Here is a 24,593-nt window from a genome sequence, read left to right as displayed (position 1 = left end):
CAAATTACCCTTGTTTTATATAATTATTTTTGAAGGCCTCTGCTAGCAGGCCTTTACGTTCTAAGGCTAAAACCTGCGATAAAAGCTGAAGATAATCCATTCCAGATTCCTCTAAAACTGTAGATAAGCTCTTGGGATATAAATCAAAATAATTGTATACCTGAAGAAGTTCTGGCTCTAAATCCATCATGCTCTTCTTTTTCTTCACTACAATATTCTCAGGTGTTTTACCGCATAAATCAGAAATTTCATTAATAAACTGATTAATGTCCCAAATAACACCTGCGCCTTGCGATATAAGTTTATTACATCCTGAAGATAATGAATCTCCAACCCTGCCCGGGACAACATAAATATCTTTTCCCTGTTCAAGAGCAAAATCAGCGGTTATCAAAGATCCTGACTTTTCCCTTGCTTCTACTACAATCACGATATCTGATAAGGCTGAAACTATACGGTTTCTTCTAGGGAAATTCATAGCTACAGGATTTGTCCCCAGCTGATATTCCGAAAGGACAGCTCCATTTTTTGCTATCTCTTCATATAATAAATGATTCTCAGGAGGATAAATAACATCACAGCCACAGCCAAGCACTGCAACGGTATTACCTCCCCCCTCTAGACACCCCTTATGCCCATATGAATCAACGCCCCTTGCCATTCCGCTAATTACAGTAAAGCCAGCTTTTCCCAACTCTCTTCCCAGTTCGTGAGCTATTTTTTTGCCATAGGCACTACAACGTCTTGCCCCAACAATAGAAACACAGTTACTAAAATCAGGAAGGTTACCAAGATAATAAAAACCATAAGGTGTATCGTAAATATTCATTAGTTTTTCTGGAAAAGCTTTTCCTTCTACAGTAGAAAATGAAAAAGGTGTGTGAGTAAATTTTTCATATTCCTTTTGCAAATCATATTTGGACCTGTTAAACAGGAATTTATCTATTGTTTTTTCATCAAGCAAACCACTGTTAAGTAGCGCTGATTTTTGCGACGTATAAAGATTATAGGAATCATAAAAATAATCAATTAGCTTTACTTTCTTACTGTAAGAAATATCCTCATTAGAAAGAAGCCAGTACTGGTAAACTATCTCATTCATACTAACCCTCCTCCCAATATTTCTTATCTAATCCTCGATACAAGATAGCTTCTTGAAGGTGAATAAGTTTAATTTGTTCACTTCCTGCCATATCAGCAATTGTTCTGGCCACCTTAAGGACTTTATGATAAGTTCTTGCAGTCAATGAATACTTTTCATACATAGCTTCCATGTAATTTAATTCTTCTTCATCCAGCTGACAAAACTTCTCAATCAAATTGCTTGGAATCTGACTGTTAAATCTAAATCCATAGTCAGCATATCTATTCTTTTGAATTTCATGAGCTTTAATTACACGAGTCCTTATATCTGCAGAAGATTCATTATCCTGCTTGTTATTTAACATTCCAAAATTCAAAGTAGGCGCCTCAGCGCAAATATCTATCCTATCCAGAAGTGGTTGAGAAACCTTATTTAAATATCGTTGAATAGACATTCTCGTACAATGGCATCGATTCAAATCAGGATAATAACCGCAGGAACATGGATTCATGGCTGCCACCAGCACAAAATCTGCAGGGAAGGTAAAGCTTCCCTGGGCTCTTGCTATATTAACCTTTTTATCCTCCAATGGCTGTCTGAGTATCTCAAGCGTGGACTTACTAAATTCTGTAAGCTCATCTAAAAAGAGAACTCCACCATGGGCCAGTGATATTTCCCCTGGCTTTGGAATATGTCCTCCCCCCACCAAGCCCTGAGCTGAAATAGTGTGATGAGGACTTCTAAAAGGTCTGTTTTTTATTAATCCAAGGCGTTCATCAAACATCCCTGAAACAGAATAAATCTTTGACAACTCCATTTGCTCCTCAGCATCCATTGTTGGAAGAATTGTGGGAATACATTTTGAAATCATGGATTTTCCTGCCCCTGGAGGCCCAACCATAAGAAGGTTATGCATTCCAGAAATAGCCACCTCACAGGCACGTCTTAGAGCCTGCTGTCCATTAATCATCGAAAAATCAAAGGCTTCCTCTTGAGGCTTTTGTGGAAATTCAAAACTAAGTTCCTCCATATAGAATTCATTCTGATTCAATAAATCAATAACATCTCGCAGCTGTTTTGCACCGATTGTGATGATATCTGGAACCAGTCTTGCTTCCATTAAATTCTCTTCAGGAACAATAACAATATCCAAATTGTTTCTTTTTGCTTCGATCACCATGGATAACACACCATTTACAGGCTGTATTTTGCCGTCTAAGGCGATTTCTCCACATATGCATATATTCTCTAGCCTTTCGCAATTAATTATGCCTATAGCCGATAATATGGCAACTGCGATAGGTAAATCAAAACCTGCTCCTGTTTTTCTAATACTTGCTGGTGATAAATTAACGGTGATTCTTTTAATAGGCAACGTGTAACCTTCATTTTTTAAGGCTGCCCTTACACGCTCTCTCGCCTCTTTCACCTCCGAGGAAAGGTAGCCAACCATATCAAACATAGGCATACCCTCAGATATATCTGCTTCAACAGATATAATTTTAGAATCGATACCAAAAATGGTAGCGGTTTTTACAATACTATACAATTAATCTCCTGTGGGATTATGTTTAGATGATAGAAAAAAGACAGGAGTTATATTAGCACACTCCTGTCTTCAAATCAATTCTTTTATAACTATCGGATTCTTTCTGTAAGTCCAAGTTTCTTATGAACCTTACGAAGAGTCTTATTTGCAAAATAAGAAGCCTTTTCTGCATTCTCCTTAATGCATTCGTCAATAAATGTCTTATCTTTTTCTAACTCAGCACAACGCTGGTGGAATGGATCAAGCATATCTGCTACTGACTCACCAACAGCAAGCTTAAAGTCGCCATAGCCCTTGCCCTCGAACTCTTTGGCAATCTCATCCATAGTCTTGCCTGTAACAACGCCATAGATTTCCATAAGATTAGAAACGCCTGGCTTGTTTTCAGTGTCATAACGAACCTCTGCATCAGAATCTGTAACAGCCTTCTTGAACTTACGGATAATTGTATCTCTGTCATCTACAAGGTAGATGGTTGCATTTGTGTTCTCATCAGACTTAGACATCTTCTTTGTAGGCTCAGCGAGTGACATGATTCTTGCTCCAGTCTTTGGGAAGTAACCCTCTGGGATGGTAAATACATCACCATAAATGTTATTAAATCTTTCTGCAACATCACGACAAATCTCAAGGTGCTGCTTCTGATCAGCTCCAATTGGAACAAGGTCTGCCTGATATAGAAGGATGTCAGCAGCCATAAGGGCTGGATATGTAAATAAACCTGCATTAATATTGTCAGCGTGCTTTGCAGACTTATCCTTGAACTGAGTCATGCGGTTGAGCTCACCCATGTAAGTGAAGCAATCAAGAACCCATCCAAGCTCAGCATGAGCTGGTACATGTGACTGGAAATAGATGCAGTTTTTCTTAGGATCAAGACCTGCTGCCACGTACTGTGTATAGATACGTCTGGCATTCTGCCTGAATTCTGTAGGATTCTGTCTAACTGTAAGTGAATGTAAATCCATTACACCAAAGAAACAGTCGTACTCTTCATGTAAATTAACCCAGTTTTTAAGGGCTCCAATATAATTGCCAATAGTAAGCTTGCCTGTGGCCTGCATTCCTGAATATAATACTTTTTTCTCTTTTTCCATAATTATTATCTCCGAACTTACTTTTTATTCTTTAATATTTCTCGTCTGATGTAGTCGTTAGTAGCTGCCTCGCCGTGTTCTGCAAGATAAGTAAGCATATTCTCCAACAGCTTTGCAGTATTAGCATGCATCATGTACTTTCCTTTACCCTTTTCATAGTATTCAAGGGCACTTCTGTTTGTGTATGCATCCTTCTGATAAGTCTTGCAGGCAGCAACTCTGTCACAATACATTTCAACTACATATTTAACTGGCATTTCCATTCCAGTCATACAACCGTGTTCACCTTCACCTATACCGTAATCAATCCAGTATTCAAGGTGATGTTTATTGCGGCCTTTGTGATGAAGCCATGCCAGAGATACTCCTGTTGCTTCTCTCTCAGCATTATTAGGACTTTTGAAGCCCTGATAGTATTTAGCGCCAACAGAAAATTCTGTCCATGAATATTTTGATAAATCATAAAGAAGCCCCTGCTTATATAAGCCTACAGCAAAGCACCCCTTCATAACTAAATGTCTATGATGAGTAATTGTTTTAAAATGTTCCCAAGCCTTCATGAAAAACTCCTAGCCTTATTTCTTTTCTGGCTTCATTCCAACAAGAACTGTAATGGAATTACCAGGTACTTTTATTGATTGCTGATCATGAATTGGTTTAGGTGAAAAATCACTCTTATCATCAAACTCAGCCGTATTAAAGCAAAGGCGCCATCGCTTTCCTGGCGCTAAAAGAGGAAGTGCCATATCAACACTGTCATAGTGGAAGTTATAGCATACAAAAACATCTTCCTTTTCGTTAGCATAAGCGCCATTATAAAGAACGCCAAGAGCCTTCTGCTCTTCGCCAATACTCATCATCCAAGGTTCTGAGCCGTGAAACGACATATCAGGAAGACCAAGATGTTTGTAATCATTCATGTAAAATGGAGTTTCGCCTCTAAGACACTTGTGATGCTTTCTAAAAGCTACAAGTTCCATAACGAATTTTTGCAAAGTGTTCTTGGATTTGTTCTTGGCAAACATAGTATAGCCAATCTTGTTATCCTGACAATATGGGTTGTTATTACCCTCATGTGTAGCTGCCGTTTCATCTGCAGCAACAATAAGTGGAACGCTTTGAGACATGAAAAGAGCTGTGAAAGCATTTCTCATTTCTCTAAAACGATTTGCATTAATTATTTTATTTGTGGTTTTTCCTTCAATACCATAATTAAAGGAATAATTATTATTGGTACCATCACGGTTTTCTTCACCGTTATCCATGTTGTGCTTCTCACCGTAAGAGTAAGAATCCCAAAGGGAAAAACCGTTAACATTAGCCATATAATTCACAAAACCATATGAGCCATTCTGTCTACGCATATGATTTGCAAACTGAACCATACTTCCATTCATATGATTCTGAATCTGTCTTGTGACGTTCATAAAGGAATCATTGTAGATAAACAAATGCTTCTTACCTGACTCCTGACAAAGAATCTCCTCTGGAATGTATTCATAAAAGATTTTTGTTTCTGCCAAAAATGGCTCTGCAGCAATACGCTCAATAGGTGCATTACAGCCAACAATATGGAAGCCATCTATATGGAAATATTTTACATAGTACTTTAAGCAATCGATATATACCTGTGGACTAACCTCAAGAGCAAAGGAGAACTCCATAATAGCTTCCATGCCATTGGCATGCAGTGTACTAATCAGATTTCTCATAGAGTCACAGGCTTTGCCTGCACCACCAAAATATGATGCCTTAGGTGCAAAATAATTAGCTAAGCCAAAGCCCCAGTAATTAGTCTTTCCTGTGTATTCTAATACATCTGTCATTTTTCCCTTTGGAGAAATGACGCCCTTTGTCTCTAGGAATAATTCCTCAAAATCATACAGAGGCATGATTTCAACGCTCGTAATACCAAGCTTTTTAAGATAAGAAATCTTAGATGTCAAGCCTTTGTAGGTACCCACCTTAGATTCTGACATATTAAAACCAGCGGTAAAGCCTCTTAAATGAAGCTTATATAAAACCATATCAGTAGGCTCAATCTGGACTTTTGTGTCCTTCCAATCCTTTTCGATATGGGAAATACCAGAATAAACTTTGAACTGATGCTTTTCTCTACCTGTAACATCAGCCCATAGGTCACGCCCAACAATAGCTGTAGCATATGGATCGACGTAAGCTTTTTTATCTTCCTTCAGAAGATAACATATCTCATCAGGATTAATACCTGTTACCAGTACTGAATATACAGCACCAACAGCATAATCCTTAGAAAGCTCTATTAAAGATAATTGTTTATATGTGGATTTATCGAATAAAATGATGGAGATTTTCTCCGCAGAAGGCTTCACAGCAAATGTGAAGGTAACTGCATCTCTTCCACTAATTCGTGGACCATATTCCCCAAAATCTCCTCTTGAAATGTTCATGATTAAGCCCCATTTTCTTGCATGTTGTGTAATTATTGGCTGAAATATCAAAAATTACTAGACATCGCCATTGATGAATTATATCATAAGGGCAGTTCTTAAACAAATATTATCTTAAAAGGAGTATAAGATGGACGAGAATCAGGTTTTCCCAGTTGATAACGAGGATGATGATGTAGTAGTTACTTTGAATTTAGATGACGGTTCAGAGGTTACATGTGAAATCCTTACAATATTTGATGTTAATGATCAGGATTATATCGTATTGCTTCCACTTGATAAGAATGGTGAGCCAAACGAGGACGGAGAAGTGTTCATCTATCGCTATTTCGAAGATGAGACAGGTGCTCCATCCCTTGACAACATTGAATCTGATGAAGAATACGAAGCTGTTTCAAAGCGCTTCGATGAAATCTGTGATGAGGATTTCGGTGAGTAATATCACAACTTCATTTCATCTAAAAATCGGGACTTGTCCCGATTTTTTTTATTTGTATAGGATATATAAAGGTTCTTTTTACTACGGGTAATCCCTACATAAAATAGACGCCTCTCTCCTTCCATATCCTCTCGACTCTCCACTTTATTGGAAGGGATAATCCCATCATTTGCAGAAATTATAAAAACGTTTTCAAACTCAAGACCCTTACTGGAATGAAGTGTATATAACCCTACCTTTCCAGTTTTATCGACATTCATATTTTTATTCTCGTAATCTATTTTCAGCCTGAGTATATTAAGCTTATCTATAGCCTGTCGTATTGTCCTGCTTTCCCTAAAAACCTCCGTCAGGAAATCCAAAATCTCGTAATACTCTGCCACCTCTACCTGTTTTTTAACAGCTTCTTCTACCAAAAAAGTATCATAGCCCATAGCCTTTCTAATGTAACTAATGGCGGCTACTGGGGACATTTTTGATATAAGCTCAATATCAGTCCATAAAGCTTCTACAGTTCTGTAATTATATGGACTTGTACGGTAAAAATCCAACATTGCCTTCTTAGAAGACCCTTTTTCCAAGGACTGCCTGTGAAGAAATCTGTTAGGTCGATTTAGTATACCAAGTATTCGTGCTTTAGTGATATTCCCTATAGAAATTTGAAAATATGTCTCTATATCATTAATGATAAAGTGCGAATATATATTAGGCATCTGCTCCTTAAGATAAAAAGGTATACTGGCGTTCACAAGCTTATCCACCACATATCTGGCATCAGAATGATTACGATACAAGATAGCAATTTTATCATAGTCGTATCCCGTATCTTTAAGGCTTATAAGCTGTTCAATAATAGCTTTGGCTTCCTCCTCGGGTGAAAAATGCTCTTCCACCATTATATTCCCTTCAGGAGCAGTGCTTTTGATATCCTTACTAAATCTGTTTTTGTTAACGCTAATTAACCTTCCTGCAGCTTCCACAAGGTTGACTGGATTTCTATAGTTATAATCAAGAATAATCTTCTGGGCCTTGGGATATATTTCCATAAAATCCTGCATAATTTTAGGATTAGCACCTCTAAAACCATAAATTGACTGGTCATCATCACCTACACAGAATAAATTATTAGTCCTGGCAGATAACATGGTAATAAGCTTAAACTGAAGGTCATTCATATCCTGCATCTCATCTACAAGGAAATAAGAAAATCTGCTTTGCCATTTTTTCAAAACCTCAGGCTTTAGAATGAATAACTTGTAGGCTTTTGTAAGCATATCGTCAAAATCTACCACATGATATTTATCCTTAATCTGCTGATACTTCTTCTTGGCCTCCTTCTCGTCGTCTTTTGCAAAATGAAGAGCTTCCCTCCAAATTCTTTCCCGCATCTGGCCCATTATTATGTCAGAATTTTTATATCCAAGTTCCTTTTGTATTATTCCCCAAAACAAAGAATGGAACGTTCCAAAGGTCACGGGAGCTTTCTCCTCTGATAAACCTTCGAAACGTTCCTTCATTTCTATCGCTGCAGCTTTGGTAAAAGTAATTACCAAAACCTGTTCTGCTGGTATACCTGAATTAATAAGCTCTCTCACCCTTTGTGTCAAAACGGCGGTTTTACCGCTACCTGGGCCTGCTATAACAAGGCAGGGTCCTTCCTTATGGAGAACAGCCTGCCTTTGTGTGGCATTAAGATTCATAAAACTCCTCTATGCCCAATATTCAAGATCAACCAACTAATTAAATTTGAACCCTATTATGACAACTTTTCAATAGCTGCCTTGATACGCTTGATAGATTCTTCCTTACCAAGAATCTCCATCAACTCTGTTGCACCGCCAGGAGTCATCTGCTTACCTGAAACAGCTGTACGTACTGGCCAGAGAACGTATCCATTTTTATATTCGTGCTCTGTAGCAAATCCTGAAAGAAGTGTGTAAAGAGCATCATTAGAATAATCATCCTGAGCCTCAAGAACTGGTAAAAGCTCCTTAAGAACAGCAAGTGATGACTCTTCGTTTGTCTTCATCTTCTTGTGAGTATACATTGCACTGTCATACTCTGGAACAGCATCAAAGAAATCAACGTGATCCTTGATGTCTGGGAATACCTCAATACGAGTCTGAACCATCTTTGCAATCTTCTTAAGATCTACATCGCTCTTGATGTATTCCTTAAGGTAAGGCTCAGCCATCTCGTAGAACTTATCAAAGTCCATAGCCTTCATGTACTCGCCATTCATCCACTTAAGCTTTGTGATGTCGAATACTGCAGGTGACTTTGAAATACGATGATAATCGAACTCCTTTACAAGCTCCTCAAGTGAGAATATCTCGTTATCATTCTCTGGAGACCATCCAAGGAGAGCTACGAAGTTGACAACTGCCTCTGTAAGGAAGCCCTGCTCGATAAGGTCTTCGTAAGAAGAGTGACCTGAACGCTTAGAAAGCTTCTGGTGCTCCTCATTTGTAATAAGTGGACAGTGAATGTACTTAGGTACTTCCCATCCAAAAGCCTCATAGAGACGATTGTACTTAGGTGATGATGAAATATACTCATTACCACGAACAACGTGTGTGATGCCCATAAGGTGATCATCTACTACGTTAGCAAAGTTGTATGTAGGATATCCATCAGACTTGATAAGAATCATATCATCAAGCTCTGCATTATCTACTGTAATCTCTCCGTAAAGCTCATCTACAAATGTAGTTGTACCTGTACGAGGATTGTTCTGACGAATAACATAAGGCTTTCCAGCTGCAAGATTAGCCTCTACCTCCTCCTTTGAAAGACCAAGGCAGTGCTTATCATAAATGTGAATCTCCTTATCTCCGATAACCTGCTTGCACTCTGCAAGACGCTCATCATCACAGAAGCAGTAATATGCTTCTCCTTTTTCGATAAGCTGCTTTGCGTACTCAAGGTAGATACCAGCTGCCTGACGTTCAGACTGAACGTATGGGCCAACACCCTTGTCCTTATCAGGACCTTCATCGTGGATAAGGCCTGTAGCTGCAAGTGTTCTGTAGATAATATCAACAGCGCCCTCTACAAGACGCTCCTGATCTGTATCTTCTATTCTAAGAAGGAAATCTCCTCCCTCGTGCTTTGCTACTAAATATGCATAAAGAGCTGTACGAAGATTACCAACGTGCATACGACCAGTTGGTGATGGTGCGAAACGTGTTCTTACTTTACTCATTTATATTTCCTCTCAATATCAAAAATAAACTAAGGACTGCAAAAATCCGCAGTCCTTAATTATTTTATACCAATTTCTATTTTTTTCAAGTAGTTGATTCTTATAATGAATCATCATTCTGTTGGTTATCAGTGCCACCTTCTGGCGCTTCTGTTTTTTCACCATTTTCTGGTGGCTCTGGTCTGTTCTCAGGATCAAAATCCTCTGGAAGGTTATTAGGATCAAAATCCCCCTTCTGTCCTGGGCCGCCCTGACCTTTCTGACCACCTGGGCCTGCTTTGCCACCCTGGGCACCCATTCCTCCGCCTGAGAATGTCTCGCCGGTAATATTATTATCTCCGCCGTTTTCAATGATTGGGCTGTTGCAGCCTCCTGTAGCAGTTACCTTTCCTCCGTTTATGATGACAGAAGATTCATCCGCATCTAAGGCGCCATCTGGCATTCCAGCTCCAGTAGCATTAACAACGCCATCATTTATGGTAAGGCAACCATCAAAACCGCCGTTACTATCTATAGCATCATTATTAGTGCTTTTAACAGTAACTGTTCCTCCATTGATTTCTATATAGCAGCTGGCGTTAATACCATCATCTACAGAATCTACAGTTAAATCGCCTCCATTTATGAATATCAAGCTCTTTGACTCGATACCCTCGTTTTCACTAGTGACGTTAACAGTTCCTCCGTCTATGCTCAAAAGGTCATTGGCACGAATTCCATCCTTCACATTTGAAACGACATTGATTGTTCCAGATTCTATATAAAGCTTGTCATCGCAGGCAATGCTATGCTTATAGTTTCCTGTTACATTAAGCGTACCTTCTCCTAAAAAGATTAAATCATCATTACATGAAATAGTAGCCTTTCCAATCTCGTTATCTTCCGAGTCTGTTTCATATTCTGTAGCATCTTCTAATGAGTTTGTAGTTCCTGCTGCTGTTTCAATATAAAGATTCTTTACCTGTTCGCCATAAATTACAGGACCTTTTTCGCTCTTTAATTCAACACCATTGAGTATCAGCTTTACATTTTCATCTGTATTTATAAGAATGGATGCATTTTCACTAGCGCCTGTCAGTGTGTAGGCACCGCCCTCTGTGATATATAAAACACCATCCTCATTAGAGCATCCACTTCCATCTATAGTCATTCCTTCAGATGAAAATGTAACAGTAGCTTTACTATCCCAATCGGTTTTAATAGTCAGTTCCTTATAAGCAGCTGATGCAGATGCAGCATCACTATAAGCTGTATCCGAAGATACCTCTTCTGTGGTGACTGTAGTTTCTGTCTGTTCCTCTGATTTTGCTGAAGTAGCTGTATTAGTTTTATTAAAACTGCAGCCAACCAGAGAACCAACAAGTAATAAACCTAAAATACTAATTACAATTTTATTTTTCATATTATAATTCCTCTGCTTCGTTCATATCACAACGACCACATACAACTGTAAGATTTCCGTTTCTCATTCGGATTTCATCGATGAATGATTTTTCCTGCTTTTCATCATTTAATTTTACCCTATAATTGATTTCATACATAGAGCCCATATTTGTAGTTTTTACAGCCACCTGCTTATGGCTCTTTGTATACTTCTCAAAAATATCATCGAAAATATCGCTATAATCAAGATTTTCTGGAATTGTTACCCTAAGATCCTTTTCATCCACATCATTTGCTGCAAAGTTTGTATAGTAAAGAACCATATGGATTGCACAAATAAATGCTGTTACCAAAAGTGCCAGCGGCAATTCTCCAATTGCACAAATAATACCTACTGTCATTGTAAAGAAAATGAACCCTATGTCCCGGGAGCTTCCCTGAAGTGATCTAAATCGAACCAGCGAAAAGGCGCCTACCACTGCAAGGCTTGTACCAAAGTTTCCATTAACTGCCAACATTACAAGACAAACTAAACTAGGTAAAATAATAAGTGTTCTTGCAAAATTCTTTGAGTTTTTTCCTGTTTTGATATACGTAAATGAAATAATAAGTCCTAAAATTGCTGCAAGACCTGCATCCATTAATGCGTCTGCGATTGTAAATGTTGTCTCCACATTTGTACTTTGAATTGCTGATAAAATCGATTCCATATTTTTTTATTTACTCCTTTTCTTACGCTTCCTTTAATTGCTTCTTATAAAAATTTCCATATTTCGAAAATGATGTTGGATATATCTCATACCTTGATAGTAATCTTACAAACCACAAAGGCATTGAATCTGATATTTTAACTTCCATTAATCTTTGACCTGGCTCTAATAGATACTCATTATCCTCATCACTGTACAAGGTCAGGTTGTAATCCCTGCTTCTTATGTTCATATCAAAAGTAACTCGAAATTCTGAATCCTCTTTTCCAAATAATGCCAGTCTGTCATAAGCTATGTATCTTTTAGGTTCTAGAGGATAATGACTAAAGAAATAATCTATCTCTCTAAAAATCTGATTTGGATTCGTTGGTAATACTCCATCAATCAGGTAGCTTTCAGCTTCTTCCATTGGAATTGCTACTCGCCTCTTATTAACCAGACCCTTGTATTTTTTCTTTATTTCCAGAAAACACATACTATCGTAGGATGGCTTTCCGTAACAGCGAACTCTAAATTTCTCTTTGTACTTAGGTCCCTCAATTGATGTTCTAATCAGTTCATCTGTTGGAGTATCGTAATATATATTCCTAATGGTATGGATTCCGTAATTATCTTCCTCCATATATTCATCCAAATCTTTCTTAAATTTAAGATAAGTATTTTCATCTAGTAGAAATTTCTTTTCGTATCTGTTAAATACTTTTTGAATCTCAGCCATGCTTTGGTTCCTTTCTGTGTGATTTGTTGCTATGGCTATAATCTAATGGGGGAAAGTGATTGTTAAGTGAAGGTAAAATGAATTTCAAAAAAAGATTAAATGAAAAAAGCTCCTTGATGGTCTCCCATCAAAGAGCTAAAAAACAATATTATAATGTATCAACAAATCTCATAAATGCTGCAAGTCCTTCTTCATTGCACTTGTATACACCTGCGCACTCTAGTACTTCACAGAAGACCTTACCAATTTCCTGTTCAAGGATTTCTTTTACATTGCTAGCATCTATGTGTTCATAATTCTTAGAGAACTCTTCTACCCAATCAGCATGCTTTTCAAGTACCTCATTGCTTCTAAGGTCCTTGCCATTAACAATGTAATCCGCAAGCTGTTCCATCTCACCCTTGAGACGACTAGGAAGAACTGCAAGTCCCATTACCTCAATAAGTCCGATATTCTCCTTCTTTATATGATGAAGGTGAGCATGTGGATGATAAACACCAAGAGGATGCTCCTCGGTAGTGATATTATTTCTAAGAGCTAAATCAAGCTCAAATAAATCTCCACGCTTTCTTGCAATAGGTGTAATAGTATTGTGCTTCTCTCCATCTGTCTCAGCAAAGATAAATGCTGCTTCATCTGTGTAGCCCCGCCAAGCATTAAGAATATGTTCAGCTAAATCAATAATTCTCTTTTCATCCTTGCACTGGAGACGAATTACTGATAGAGGCCATTTAACAATGCCTGCCTTAACATCTTCAAAGCCTGCAACTGTAAACTCTCTTATGATAGGAGCCTTTTCCATTGCAAATGTATAGCATCCGCCCTGGAAATGGTCGTGGCTAAGAATAGAACCTCCTACGATAGGAAGATCTGCATTACTTCCAAGAAAATAATGTGGGAAAAGCTTTACAAAATCAAAAAGCTTTACAAAAGTAGCACGCTCAATCTTCATTGGAGTATGCTCGCCATTAAATACGATGCAGTGCTCGTTATAATATACATATGGGCTATATTGGAAGCCCCATTTACTATCATTAATTGTTATTGGAATAATTCTGTGGTTTTCTCTTGCAGGGTGATTTGTACGACCTGCATACCCCTCGTTTTCCATACAAAGCTGACACTTTGGATATGAAGACTGCTTTGCATTTTTTGCAGCAGCTATAGCTTTAGGATCCTTCTCAGGTTTTGAAAGATTAATTGTAATATCCAATGTACCGTAATCAGTCTCAGTGGTCCATTTCAAATCCTTCTTTACTCTGTATGTGCGAATATAATCCGATGCTTTACTAAGATTATAGAAATAATCAGTAGCATCTTTAGCGCCTTTATTCTTATAAATACTATCAAACTCGTTAATAACCTGTGATGGTCTTGGGCAAAGGCAGTTCATCAGCTTTGTATCAAATAAATCTCTATATGTAATAGAGTCTTCTATGATACCCCTCTTAACTGCTTCCTCCAAAAGATCTGCAAGAACCTCCTCAAGAATAATGTCTGATAAATCACAATCTGGGTCAGTATACTCATCTTCCTTCAGACATTCTAATAAAAGATTTGTAGTATAGATACGCTCACATTCAGGTGTAAGCCCCTTATTAATTCCATACTGAACTAATTTTTTAATACTTTCCTGAATCATAGTCCCCTCCGATTAATTCAATTATTGTATTTCAAATTATTCATTCCCCTACGGAAACTATTTTATAATATTTCAGTTTTCATAAACAAGCTTAACCACCAAAATTCTTGCAAATTCGACTATTAAAAAAGCTAGTAGTCTGTGTAGACTACTAGCCAAATATTTTTATAAATCATCTATTGCATCTTTGATTTTATCTGCAAAGCCCTTACGCTTCTTCTCTGTCTTAACAGACTTTGGACCACCTGTAGTTGTACTTCCTGTAAGCTCATCAAACTTTCTAAGTGCATCCTTTGCGTCCTTAGAAAGAGATGTAGGAACCTGAACAACAAGTGTAACGTAATGATCACCTCTCACTGCTTTATTTCTAAGTGATGGGATTCCTTTGCCCTTTAAGCGAATCTGAGTATTTGTCTGAGTACCAGGCTTAACCTCGTATGAAACCTTTCCATCAAGCGTCTCGATGATAACCTCTCCACCAAGTGCTGCCTGAGCAAATGAAATTGGAGCCTCTGAATAAATATCATAATCACGACGATGGAATGTAGGATGACTGGAAACGATAACCTCTACAAGTAAATCGCCTCTAGGACCACCATTTCTTCCTGGCTCACCCTTTTCACGAATGCGTACGCTTTGACCATTATCAATACCTGCAGGAATAGATACAGCAATCTTCTTTCTGCGAGATACATAACCTGTACCGTTACAATCTGGACATGGAGTATCAATAACTTCACCTGTACCATGACAATCTGGACAAGTAGTAACGTTCTGAACCATTCCAAAGAGGGACTGCTGTGTAACCATTACACGTCCCTTACCGCCACACTTAGTACATGTGCGCTTGCTTGTACCAGGCTTTGCACCTGAACCGTGGCATGCGGCACACTCTTCCTTAAGTGTAATCTCTATCTGCTTCTCGCAACCAAAGGCTGCCTCTTCAAACGTGATGTGAACAGCTGCACGAAGGTTTGCACCACGCATAGGACCATTAGATGCACTTCTTCCGCCGCCACCAAAGAAGCTTCCGAAAATATCGCCAAAAATATCGCCGAAATCCATACCTGAGAAATCGAAACCACCGGCTCCGCCTCCGCCATTTTCAAAGGCTGCATGACCAAACTGGTCGTACTGACGTCTCTTATCTGGATCAGAAAGAATCGCATAGGCTTCTGAGGCTTCCTTAAATTTCTTTTCAGCTTCAGCATCACCTGGATTCATATCTGGGTGATATTTCTTTGCAAGCTTTCTGTATGCACTTTTGAGCTCGCTTTCTGAGGCTGTCTTGGAAACACCAAGGACCTCATAGTAATCACGTTTTTGTTCTGCCATCTATTACACTTCCTTAAAGTCAGCGTCTACAACGTCATCGTTAGCTGCGCCTGTGTTTGCACCTGCTCCAGCGCCTGCACCTGTGAACTGGCTCATATCTGGGCCTGCACCAGCTGCACCCTGAGCTGCCTGTGACTGTTCATACATCTTTGCGAATACCTTCTGAGCTGACTCTGTAAGCTTCTCCTGAGCTGCCTTAAGCTCACCAATCTGTGAATCAGACATCTCTTCTGGAGTTGTGTACTGATCAAGAAGCTTCTGAGCTGCTTCGATATCAGCCTCTACTGCTGCCTTATCAGCTGCGTCAATCTTGTCGCCTACCTCATCAAGAGCCTTCTTTGTCTGGAATACAAAGCTCTCAACATCGTTTCTTGTATCAACAGCTTCCTTACGCTTCTTATCCTGAGCCTCGAACTCAGCAGCTTCCTTAACTGCCTTCTCGATATCATCATCAGACATGTTAGAACCAGCTGTAATTGTAATGTGCTGCTCCTTACCTGTTCCAAGATCCTTAGCAGATACGTTTACAATACCGTTTGCATCGATATCGAATGTAACCTCGATCTGTGGTACACCTCTCATTGCTGGTGGGATACCATCGAGTCTGAACTGTCCAAGTGACTTGTTATCCTTAGCGAACTGACGCTCACCCTGTACTACGTTGATATCTACTGCTGTCTGATTATCAGCTGCTGTAGAGAAAATCTGGCTCTTCTTTGTAGGGATAGTTGTGTTTCTCTCGATAAGTCTTGTAGCAATACCACCCATTGTCTCGATAGAAAGTGAAAGTGGTGTTACATCAAGAAGAAGGATATCGCCTGCACCAGCATCGCCAGCGAGCTTACCACCCTGGATTGAAGCACCGATAGCTACGCACTCATCTGGGTTAAGAGTCTTGCTTGGCTCGTGACCTGTAAGAGCCTTTACCTTATCCTGAACTGCTGGGATTCTTGTAGAACCACCAACAAGAAGTACCTTTGAAAGCTCTGATGCATTAAGACCTGCATCCTTAAGAGCCTGATTTACAGGGCCTGCTGTAGCCTCTACTAAATCATGTGTAAGCTCATCAAACTTAGCACGTGTAAGGTTCATATCAAAGTGCTTTGGACCTTCTGCTGTAGCTGTGATGAATGGAAGATTGATGTTTGTAGTTGTTGCTGAAGAAAGCTCCTTCTTAGCCTTCTCTGCTGCTTCCTTAAGTCTCTGAAGTGCCATCTTATCTGTAGAAAGATCTACGCCTTCAGCTGCCTTAAACTCAGCAAGCATCCAATCTGTAATCTTCTGATCAAAGTCATCACCACCAAGTCTGTTGTTACCAGCTGTAGCGAGAACCTCAATAACGCCATCACCGATTTCGATGATAGATACATCAAATGTACCACCACCAAGATCGTATACCATAATCTTCTGCTCCTGCTCGTTATCAAGACCATAAGCAAGTGCAGCTGCTGTAGGCTCGTTGATGATACGCTTTACATCAAGACCTGCAATCTTACCAGCATCCTTTGTAGCCTGACGCTGAGCATCGTTGAAGTATGCAGGAACAGTGATAACTGCCTCTGTAACCTTCTCATTTAAGTAGCTCTCAGCATCGCTCTTAAGCTTCTGAAGAATCATAGCTGAAATCTGCTGTGGAGAGTACTTCTTATCGTCGATGATACGACCATTATCTGTACCCATATCTCTCTTGATAGAAGCGATAGTCTTCTCAGCGTTTGTAACAGCCTGACGCTTTGCTGGCTCACCAACAAGTCTCTCACCTGTCTTTGTAAATGCTACGATAGATGGTGTTGTTCTAGCACCCTCTGTATTTGCGATAACAGTAGGCTTTCCACCTTCCATAACAGCAACACAGCTGTTAGTTGTTCCTAAATCGATACCAATAATCTTTCCCATGATTTATATCCTCCTAAATAATTTCCTTAGTTTGCTACCTTTACCATTGAATGACGGACTACAGTGTCATTGTACATATAGCCCTTCTGGAATTCTTCTACGACGATGTTCTCGCCAACTTCCTCATCCTCAACATGCATTACTGCGTTGTGGAAATCTGGATTGAATTCCTGTCCTACAGCCTCGATTGGCTTAACTCCTGCCTCATCAAGAGTTGTAAGTAATTGCTTATATATCATGAGCATTCCATCTGCAAATGGATCTGCTCCTTCCTCAACTGTAGCAAGACCTCTTTCGAAGTTATCTACTACAGGAAGAATCTTTTCTACGATGCTCTTTGCACCTGTTGCAAACATCTGAGACTTTTCAACTTCAGTTCTGCGTCTGAAGTTTTCAAATTCTGCCATCTGACGCATTACTCTGTCATTAAGCTGTTCGATTTGCTCGTCTCTTTTGTCTTTTTTCTTTTCCTTTTTCTTGAAGCCCTTCTTAGATTCTTTCTCAGAACCCTTAGCCTCAGCTGCCTCTTCTGTATTCTCAGCCGCAGCTTCCTCTTTCATTTCTTCAGCGTTCTCTACAGCTTCCTTAACTGCTTCTTCTGTAGAAAACTCTTCCATTTTATTCTCTGCCATTAAGAAATCTCCTAACTATCATTTTTCTTCTCATTACGGAGCAGCTTATCAAGCTGTCCCTTGAGACTTTTTATATTATCAACAACATTTTCGTAATCCATTCGTTTTGGACCTACAATACCAATTGTGCCTTTAACTCCGTCTCCAAGTTCGTATGTTGCTGTAACAATTGAGCAATCCTTCATGGTAGATATTGGTGATTCATCACCGATGTATACCTGAATGCCTGTCTCCTCATCAGAAGCATTCTCTGCGAGAAGCTCTATCAACGACTGCTTTTCTTCGAAGGTATCTAAAAGCTCAGATGCTTTCTTTGAATCTGAAAGCTCTGGGTATTTGAAGATGTTAGTCGCACCCGAGGTGTAAACCTGTAAATCTTCATCTTCTGTAATGGTCTCTGCTACAGTATCAAGTACCTGGGAAACTATCTCATCATGAATTCCCGCCTGATCCTTTAATCTGGTAATAAGCGCTAGATTAATCTGATCAACGGCTAGACCATTAAGATTTGTGTTCAAAAGCATATTTAGCTTAAGTAATGTCTCATTATCAAGTGGCTTGTCAATGTGAATGATTTTATTCTTTACAATATTTCCATCCATAACTACAACAGAAAGCAACTGATTTTCATCAACTGCTGAAAGCTGTACGAACTTCAATCTGTTCGAAACAACTGATGGAGCAGAAATCAATGTAGCATACTGTGTATTAGTAGCCAAAACCTTTGCCACGTTTTTAAGAAGAGTCTCCATCTTCTCTTCTCGTTCAATCATCCATTCCTTCATATCTGAAACTTCTTTATCTTTGGAAGCTATCAGATTGTTAACATAAAATCTGTAACCCTTGTCAGAAGGAATTCGTCCTGCAGATGTGTGAGGCTGAACGATATATCCTAAATCCTCAAGATCTGACATCTCATTACGAATGGTAGCCGAGCTTAGATTTAAATCTGTATATTTAGAAATGGTACGTGAACCAACTGGCTCTCCTGTTTCTAAATAATTTTTGATAATAGCATTTAGAATCTTAACTTTTCTCTCATCAAGCTCTGTATCTGCCATACATTCACCTCACTCACAACCGCCTTTGATTGTTAGCACTCATCAAATTGGAGTGCTAATCATTTTCTGATGTTAATTTACACCTACCCTATCCTTTTGTCAACTGACTTTAGATTTTTTTTAGATTTATAAATAGATAAATAAAGCCAAACATGATAAACTAGTCAAAGCTAAGAATATTAAATAAGAAGAGGAATTTATGGATCAGAGTAAAATTAGAAATTTTTGTATTGTAGCACATATCGATCACGGCAAGTCTACTCTTGCTGATCGTATCATACAGATGACTGGAACTCTTACCGACAGAGAGATGCAGGCACAGGTTCTTGATAATATGGACCTTGAGCGTGAGCGTGGAATCACAATCAAGTCTCAGGCCGTCCGTATTATTTACAAAGCCGATGATGGTCAGGAGTATATCTTTAATCTTATCGACACTCCAGGTCACGTAGATTTTAATTATGAAGTTTCCCGCTCCCTTGCAGCTTGCGATGGGGCTATTCTTGTTGTAGATGCAGCTCAGGGTATCGAGGCTCAGACTCTTGCAAATGTTTATCTTGCATTAGATCACGACCTTGATGTTATCCCTGTTATCAATAAGATTGACTTACCATCTGCAGATCCAGAACATGTTATAGAAGAAATTGAGGACATTATCGGTCTTGAGGCTCAGGATGCTCCTCAGATTTCCGCTAAGACAGGTCTTAATATTCACGATGTACTTGAAGCAATAGTTCATCAGCTTCCAGCACCTAATGGGGATGTAAAAGCTCCTCTTCAGGCACTTATCTTCGACTCCCTTTACGATCCTTACAAGGGTGTTATCGTATTCTGCCGAGTTAAAGAAGGTACTCTTAAGGTTGGCGATAAAGTTCGCATGATGGCAACAAATGCTGAATTCGACGTTGTTGAAGTTGGCTACTTTGGCGCTGGTCAGTTCATTCCTTGTGATGAGCTTCCTGCTGGTATGGTTGGTTACATGACAGCTTCTATCAAAAACGTACGTGATACTCGCGTCGGTGATACTATCACACACGTTAATCGTCCAGCAGCCGAGCCTCTTCCAGGCTATAAGAAAGTTAACCCTATGGTTTACTGTGGATTGTATCCAGCTGATGGTGCAAAATATCCAGACTTAAGAGATGCTCTTGAGAAGCTTCAACTTAACGATGCTGCACTTCAGTTTGAGCCTGAGACTTCTATTGCTCTCGGCTTCGGATTTAGATGTGGTTTCCTTGGTCTTCTTCATTTGGAAATCATTCAGGAACGTTTAGAGCGTGAGTATAATCTTGATCTTGTTACTACTGCTCCATCAGTAGTTTACCGAGTACATAAAACTGACGGTACCATGATTGAACTTACAAACCCAAGCAATCTTCCAGATCCATCAGAGATTGATTACATGGAAGAGCCTATGGTTGATGCCGAAATCATGGTTACCAGCGAATTCATTGGTGCTATTATGGATCTTTGTCAGGAGCGCCGCGGTCAGTACATAAGCATGGAGTATATTGAGGAAACACGTGCCCTTATCAAATATACTCTTCCACTTAACGAAATCATCTACGATTTCTTTGATGCTTTAAAGAGCCGTTCACGTGGTTATGCTTCCTTTGATTACGAAATGAAGGGATATCAGAAATCTGAGCTTGTTAAGCTTGATATCCTCATTAATAAAGAAGAAGTTGATGCACTTTCCTTCATCGTCTTCTCGGGAACAGCTTACGAGCGAGGAAGAAAAATGTGCGAAAAGCTTAAAGATGAAATTCCACGTCACTTGTTCGAGATCCCTATTCAGGCAGCTGTTGGCTCAAAGGTTATTGCTCGTGAAACAGTTAAAGCTATGCGCAAGGACGTTCTTGCCAAGTGTTATGGTGGCGATATTTCACGAAAGAAAAAACTTCTTGAAAAACAGAAGGAAGGAAAAAAGAGAATGCGTCAGGTTGGCAATGTAGAAATTCCACAGGCAGCCTTCATGAGCGTTCTTAAGCTTGACGAGGACTAAAATGAATCCTATCGAACTGTACATACATATACCATTTTGCGTAAAAAAATGTTTATATTGCGATTTCCTTTCTGGGGTTTTCGATGAAAAAATGCAGCGGCGTTATACCGCTGCTTTGTGCACTGAGATAAAATACGTTGCAGCCACTCATCCAAACTGTATTATTTCCACTATTTATGTGGGTGGTGGCACACCATCATGGCTCTCAGAGGATTTGATGGATGCTATTATCACCACTGTTAAGGAATGCTTCAAAATTGATCCTTTGGCAGAAATATCGGTTGAATGTAATCCCGGTACACTTTCAGCAGAAAAGCTTAATGTATACCGTTCAATAGGTATCAACCGTCTAAGCATCGGTCTTCAATCTGCAAACGATGATGAACTTAAGGAATTAGGTCGTATTCACGATTACAATCGATTCTTACATACATTTGATTTGGTTCGTAAAGCTGGATTTGATAACGTCAACGTTGATATTATGACCGGCCTGCCTCATCAAAATGTTGCCAAATTGGAAAAGACTCTTAATGCAGTTACGATGCTTCGTCCAGAACATATATCAGCCTACTCTCTCATCATAGAAAAGGGTACACCCTTCTACGAAAAATACAGATTTGATGCTGTTAAACAACAGGCTGGCATGGAGACTGAAGAATTACCTACTGATGAGGAGGCATACCGCCTATATAAGTTTACAATGGACTATCTTGAGAATAAGGGATATAAACGCTACGAAATCTCTAACTATGCGCGAAATGGTAAGATTTGTCGCCATAATGTAGGATACTGGGATAGAGTTCCTTATCTTGGTGTAGGTCTTGGTTCTGCTTCTCTTTTTGATAATGTACGCACTACTAATCTTAGAGATATATACAAATATGTTGAGATTTCAGAAGCCATTGAGAATGGCACTATTCCATCCGCAGAATTGTCTTCTCCATATTTTGATTCAGAGGAACAGCTTTCAAAGAAAGATGCCATGGAAGAATTTATGTTTTTGGGCTTACGCAAAATAGACGGTGTTGCCCGTTCTGATTTCTTCCAGATGTTTGGCATAGATATCGAGGCAATTTACGGCCCAATTATTACTGCTCTTCGCAATCAAGGCTTTATGGAAGCCAAAGAAGGTCGTTTATATTTAACAGATATTGGTATTGATGTAAGTAATCAGGTTTTATCAAAATTTTTATTAGATAAATAGCCAAATTCTATTGACAAACTGACATTTATTCACTATTATATTCGAGTATGCGTTGAACTGTCCGTGTCCGGCTACAACGTATTTTAATTAGAACATTTAATTTTTATACAAATTGGAGGTGTAGCAACACATGGCAAATATTAAGTCTGCTAAGAAGCGTGTTCAGGTAACAGCTGTTAGAACAGAGCGCAATAAGGCAATCAGATCAGAGGTTAAGACATACGTTAAGCGTGTTGAGGCTGCTGTTGAGGCTAAGGACAAGGCACTTGCTGAGTCAGAGCTTAAGGCTGCTATCAAGGTTATCGAGATGGCTGGTTCAAAGGGTGTTTATCATGACAACACTGTTAGCCGTAAGGTATCTCGTCTTTCAAAGCTTGTAAACACACTTGCTTAATTTAAGATAAGAATTTTTATTAGAGCACTGGTCCCGTCAACCAGTGCTTTATTTTTTAGGAGTAACTATGGATAATAAAAAAAATATATACCTCGCTCCTCTCGAGGGCGTCACCGATAGTATATTTAGAAACACCTTTAATAAATACTACGGCGGAATTGATAAGTACTACACTCCTTTTATATCCCCTAACTCTACTTTTAAATTCACAACCAGGGAGTTCAAAGATATCGATCCAGAAAAAAATGATATTAATACAACTGTTCCTCAGCTTTTAACCAACAATGCTGAGCACTTTCTATGGGCTGTTCACGAAATAGCCGCGCTTGGCTTTAAAGAAATTAACTTTAACCTTGGATGCCCATCCGGTACTGTTGTAGCAAAGAAAAAAGGCTCCGGTCTTCTCTACTATCCTGAAGATCTTGATAAAATGCTTGATGATATTTTTGCAGGTTTGAAAGATGATGTGCAGATATCCATAAAAACACGATTAGGCAAACTGGAACCTGAGGAATTTTATGAAATACTAGATATCTATAACAAGTATCCTATTTCAGAGCTTACTATTCATCCTCGTGTACAAAAGGAATTTTATAGAGAGCCTATTCATCCAGAGTTCTTTGAATATGCCTTAGAACATTCAAAAGCACATTTAGTATTTAACGGTGAAATCAAGACAAAAGATGATATAGAAAACACTTTTTCAAAGTATGCTGGTATTAATGCAATTATGATTGGCAGAGGCCTTATATCCAATCCTGAGCTTGCTATCACCTATAAAAACGGCCAAGAGACTACACCTTTGGACCTTAATAAATTCAAATTATTCCATAATGATTTGCTCGCACAATATATTGAAATTCTTTCTGGCGAAAAACCTGTTTTACACCGAATGAAAGAATTCTTAGTCTACTGGGAATCTAACTTTCCAGATGATGCCAAAGCAATCAAGAAAATTAGAAAATCAAACAATCTAAATGAATACAAAACATTAACAGAAGCCCTATTTCAATAGGGCTTCTTCTAATTTACATTTTCAGTTGTACCATCTTCATCATTATCTATTAAGGTATTACCTAAAGCATCTGCAACTTCAGCTCTCCATCTGTCAGAATTAGAAGTTTTTTGAATATCCTCTGCAAATGCCTTTTTTCCGGTAAGAAATTCAAGTTGCTTCATCGCAACATATTTTTGAAGCTGATCAGCATGCTTATCAGCTAGGACACAACCATAAATGGTGCTCCCGCCCTTTACTTCTTCAGTTCTATGAACCTTTCCTATAAATTTTCCATAAGAGAAGGATTTATCTCCATCTCTTTCTATCATATTAAGCACAAATGGTCGATTGGTATCTACATCATTTTGAGATAGATTAATAAAACTAAATCCGCAATAAGATATTTCACGAACCAGTATAATAAACTTCTCCTCTCCCTGTTCCAATTCCATACGTGTATCAACATTAACTCTAACACCACGTCTTCTATTAAAACGTATACCAATCGTTGATACAGCATTTATTAAATGAAAGGTCTTTTCTCCTGGTAACGTAGTTTTTCGTATAAGTATATTTTCAAACTTAAATACACCATCAGGATTTACCACAACTACCTGAAGCACAGAATTCTGCCCTTGAAAAGTCACTGGAATTTCTTCGCCATTTACCTCCATTGTAATAAGCTCTACCGGTAAATAATGATTCCCATAATTAACATTAAGAAATTCTGTTTGCTCATCAGTAAGCTGCGCATAAGTGCAGGATATATCTACCTTCTTACCATCCATCATAGCTGTAACAGAAATGCTATCC

Annotated in this window: 21 protein-coding genes; 5 read left to right on the top strand and 16 right to left on the bottom strand. The window is 38.8% G+C overall.

Features of this window, described 5'->3' with window-relative positions; translation table 11 throughout:
* Positions 1-4 precede the first annotated feature (4 nt).
* From dprA to BLP54_RS01915, 5 genes are all read right to left on the bottom strand, one after another.
* Positions 5-1,102 carry a DNA-processing protein DprA gene (gene dprA / locus BLP54_RS01935; RefSeq protein WP_090166220.1) on the bottom strand — a complete coding sequence of 366 codons (1,098 nt, stop codon included), beginning with the start codon at positions 1,100-1,102 and terminating at the stop codon, positions 5-7.
* A 1-nt stretch (position 1,103) separates the two neighbouring features.
* Complete coding sequence (locus tag BLP54_RS01930) at positions 1,104-2,633, bottom strand: YifB family Mg chelatase-like AAA ATPase (RefSeq protein WP_090166218.1); 1,530 nt, start codon at positions 2,631-2,633, stop codon at positions 1,104-1,106.
* 89 nt (positions 2,634-2,722) lie between these two features.
* Positions 2,723-3,730, bottom strand: coding sequence for a tryptophan--tRNA ligase (trpS, locus tag BLP54_RS01925; protein ID WP_090166216.1), 1,008 nt, complete (start codon positions 3,728-3,730; stop codon positions 2,723-2,725).
* Between the two features lie 17 nt (positions 3,731-3,747).
* Positions 3,748-4,290 (bottom strand): DUF5662 family protein, encoded by a 543-nt coding sequence (locus BLP54_RS01920; protein ID WP_090166214.1) that lies wholly within the window; start codon positions 4,288-4,290, stop codon positions 3,748-3,750.
* A 15-nt stretch (positions 4,291-4,305) separates the two neighbouring features.
* Positions 4,306-6,159, bottom strand: a complete 1,854-nt coding sequence (locus BLP54_RS01915) for an alpha-amylase family glycosyl hydrolase (RefSeq protein WP_090166212.1) — start codon at positions 6,157-6,159, stop codon at positions 4,306-4,308.
* 130 nt (positions 6,160-6,289) lie between these two features.
* On the opposite strand from BLP54_RS01915, the gene BLP54_RS01910 reads away from it, so the two are divergent.
* Positions 6,290-6,598 carry a DUF1292 domain-containing protein gene (locus BLP54_RS01910; protein ID WP_028246912.1) on the top strand — a complete coding sequence of 103 codons (309 nt, stop codon included), beginning with the start codon at positions 6,290-6,292 and terminating at the stop codon, positions 6,596-6,598.
* A 2-nt stretch (positions 6,599-6,600) separates the two neighbouring features.
* Here the strand turns inward: BLP54_RS01910 and BLP54_RS01905 are convergent, their stop codons facing one another.
* From BLP54_RS01905 to hrcA, 10 genes are all read right to left on the bottom strand, one after another.
* Positions 6,601-8,298 (bottom strand): ATP-dependent helicase, encoded by a 1,698-nt coding sequence (locus BLP54_RS01905; RefSeq protein WP_090166210.1) that lies wholly within the window; start codon positions 8,296-8,298, stop codon positions 6,601-6,603.
* A 56-nt stretch (positions 8,299-8,354) separates the two neighbouring features.
* On the bottom strand, positions 8,355-9,803 hold the full coding sequence (gene gltX / locus BLP54_RS01900) for a glutamate--tRNA ligase (RefSeq protein ID WP_090166208.1): 1,449 nt from the start codon (positions 9,801-9,803) through the stop codon (positions 8,355-8,357).
* A 100-nt stretch (positions 9,804-9,903) separates the two neighbouring features.
* A complete protein-coding gene (locus BLP54_RS01895) occupies positions 9,904-11,205 on the bottom strand; it encodes a carbohydrate-binding domain-containing protein (protein WP_090166206.1) in 1,302 nt (433 codons plus the stop codon).
* Position 11,206: 1 nt separating this feature from the next.
* Positions 11,207-11,896, bottom strand: coding sequence for a DUF4956 domain-containing protein (locus tag BLP54_RS01890; RefSeq protein ID WP_090166204.1), 690 nt, complete (start codon positions 11,894-11,896; stop codon positions 11,207-11,209).
* A gap of 22 nt (positions 11,897-11,918) precedes the next feature.
* On the bottom strand, positions 11,919-12,614 hold the full coding sequence (locus BLP54_RS01885) for a polyphosphate polymerase domain-containing protein (protein ID WP_090166203.1): 696 nt from the start codon (positions 12,612-12,614) through the stop codon (positions 11,919-11,921).
* A 148-nt stretch (positions 12,615-12,762) separates the two neighbouring features.
* The gene (galT, locus tag BLP54_RS01880) at positions 12,763-14,256 is read right to left on the bottom strand and encodes a UDP-glucose--hexose-1-phosphate uridylyltransferase (protein WP_090166201.1); all 1,494 of its coding nucleotides are present in this window, start codon (positions 14,254-14,256) and stop codon (positions 12,763-12,765) included.
* A 165-nt stretch (positions 14,257-14,421) separates the two neighbouring features.
* Complete coding sequence (gene dnaJ, locus BLP54_RS01875) at positions 14,422-15,591, bottom strand: molecular chaperone DnaJ (RefSeq protein WP_090166199.1); 1,170 nt, start codon at positions 15,589-15,591, stop codon at positions 14,422-14,424.
* Between the two features lie 3 nt (positions 15,592-15,594).
* Positions 15,595-17,487 carry a molecular chaperone DnaK gene (dnaK, locus tag BLP54_RS01870; protein ID WP_090166197.1) on the bottom strand — a complete coding sequence of 631 codons (1,893 nt, stop codon included), beginning with the start codon at positions 17,485-17,487 and terminating at the stop codon, positions 15,595-15,597.
* Between the two features lie 26 nt (positions 17,488-17,513).
* Positions 17,514-18,119 (bottom strand): nucleotide exchange factor GrpE, encoded by a 606-nt coding sequence (grpE, locus tag BLP54_RS01865; RefSeq protein ID WP_090166195.1) that lies wholly within the window; start codon positions 18,117-18,119, stop codon positions 17,514-17,516.
* A gap of 11 nt (positions 18,120-18,130) precedes the next feature.
* Complete coding sequence (gene hrcA / locus BLP54_RS01860) at positions 18,131-19,180, bottom strand: heat-inducible transcriptional repressor HrcA (RefSeq protein ID WP_090166193.1); 1,050 nt, start codon at positions 19,178-19,180, stop codon at positions 18,131-18,133.
* A gap of 199 nt (positions 19,181-19,379) precedes the next feature.
* On the opposite strand from hrcA, the gene lepA reads away from it, so the two are divergent.
* From lepA to BLP54_RS01840, 4 genes are all read left to right on the top strand, one after another.
* Positions 19,380-21,185: a translation elongation factor 4 gene (gene lepA, locus BLP54_RS01855; protein ID WP_090166191.1), complete on the top strand. Its 1,806-nt coding sequence runs from the start codon at positions 19,380-19,382 to the stop codon at positions 21,183-21,185.
* A gap of 1 nt (position 21,186) precedes the next feature.
* A complete protein-coding gene (hemW, locus tag BLP54_RS01850) occupies positions 21,187-22,389 on the top strand; it encodes a radical SAM family heme chaperone HemW (protein WP_090166189.1) in 1,203 nt (400 codons plus the stop codon).
* 130 nt (positions 22,390-22,519) lie between these two features.
* A complete protein-coding gene (gene rpsT / locus BLP54_RS01845; RefSeq protein WP_072914510.1) occupies positions 22,520-22,783 on the top strand; it encodes a 30S ribosomal protein S20 in 264 nt (87 codons plus the stop codon).
* Between the two features lie 67 nt (positions 22,784-22,850).
* The gene (locus tag BLP54_RS01840; protein ID WP_090166187.1) at positions 22,851-23,798 is read left to right on the top strand and encodes a tRNA dihydrouridine synthase; all 948 of its coding nucleotides are present in this window, start codon (positions 22,851-22,853) and stop codon (positions 23,796-23,798) included.
* Between the two features lie 8 nt (positions 23,799-23,806).
* Here BLP54_RS01840 and BLP54_RS01835 read toward each other — a convergent pair whose 3' ends face one another.
* On the bottom strand, positions 23,807-24,571 hold the full coding sequence (locus BLP54_RS01835) for a hypothetical protein (RefSeq protein WP_090166184.1): 765 nt from the start codon (positions 24,569-24,571) through the stop codon (positions 23,807-23,809).
* Between the last annotated feature and the right edge of the window lie 22 nt (positions 24,572-24,593).

It is taken from the genome of Pseudobutyrivibrio sp. 49 (genome assembly GCF_900100545.1).
GTDB lineage: Bacteria > Bacillota > Clostridia > Lachnospirales > Lachnospiraceae > Pseudobutyrivibrio.
This window is presented reverse-complemented; position numbering and strand designations above follow the sequence as displayed.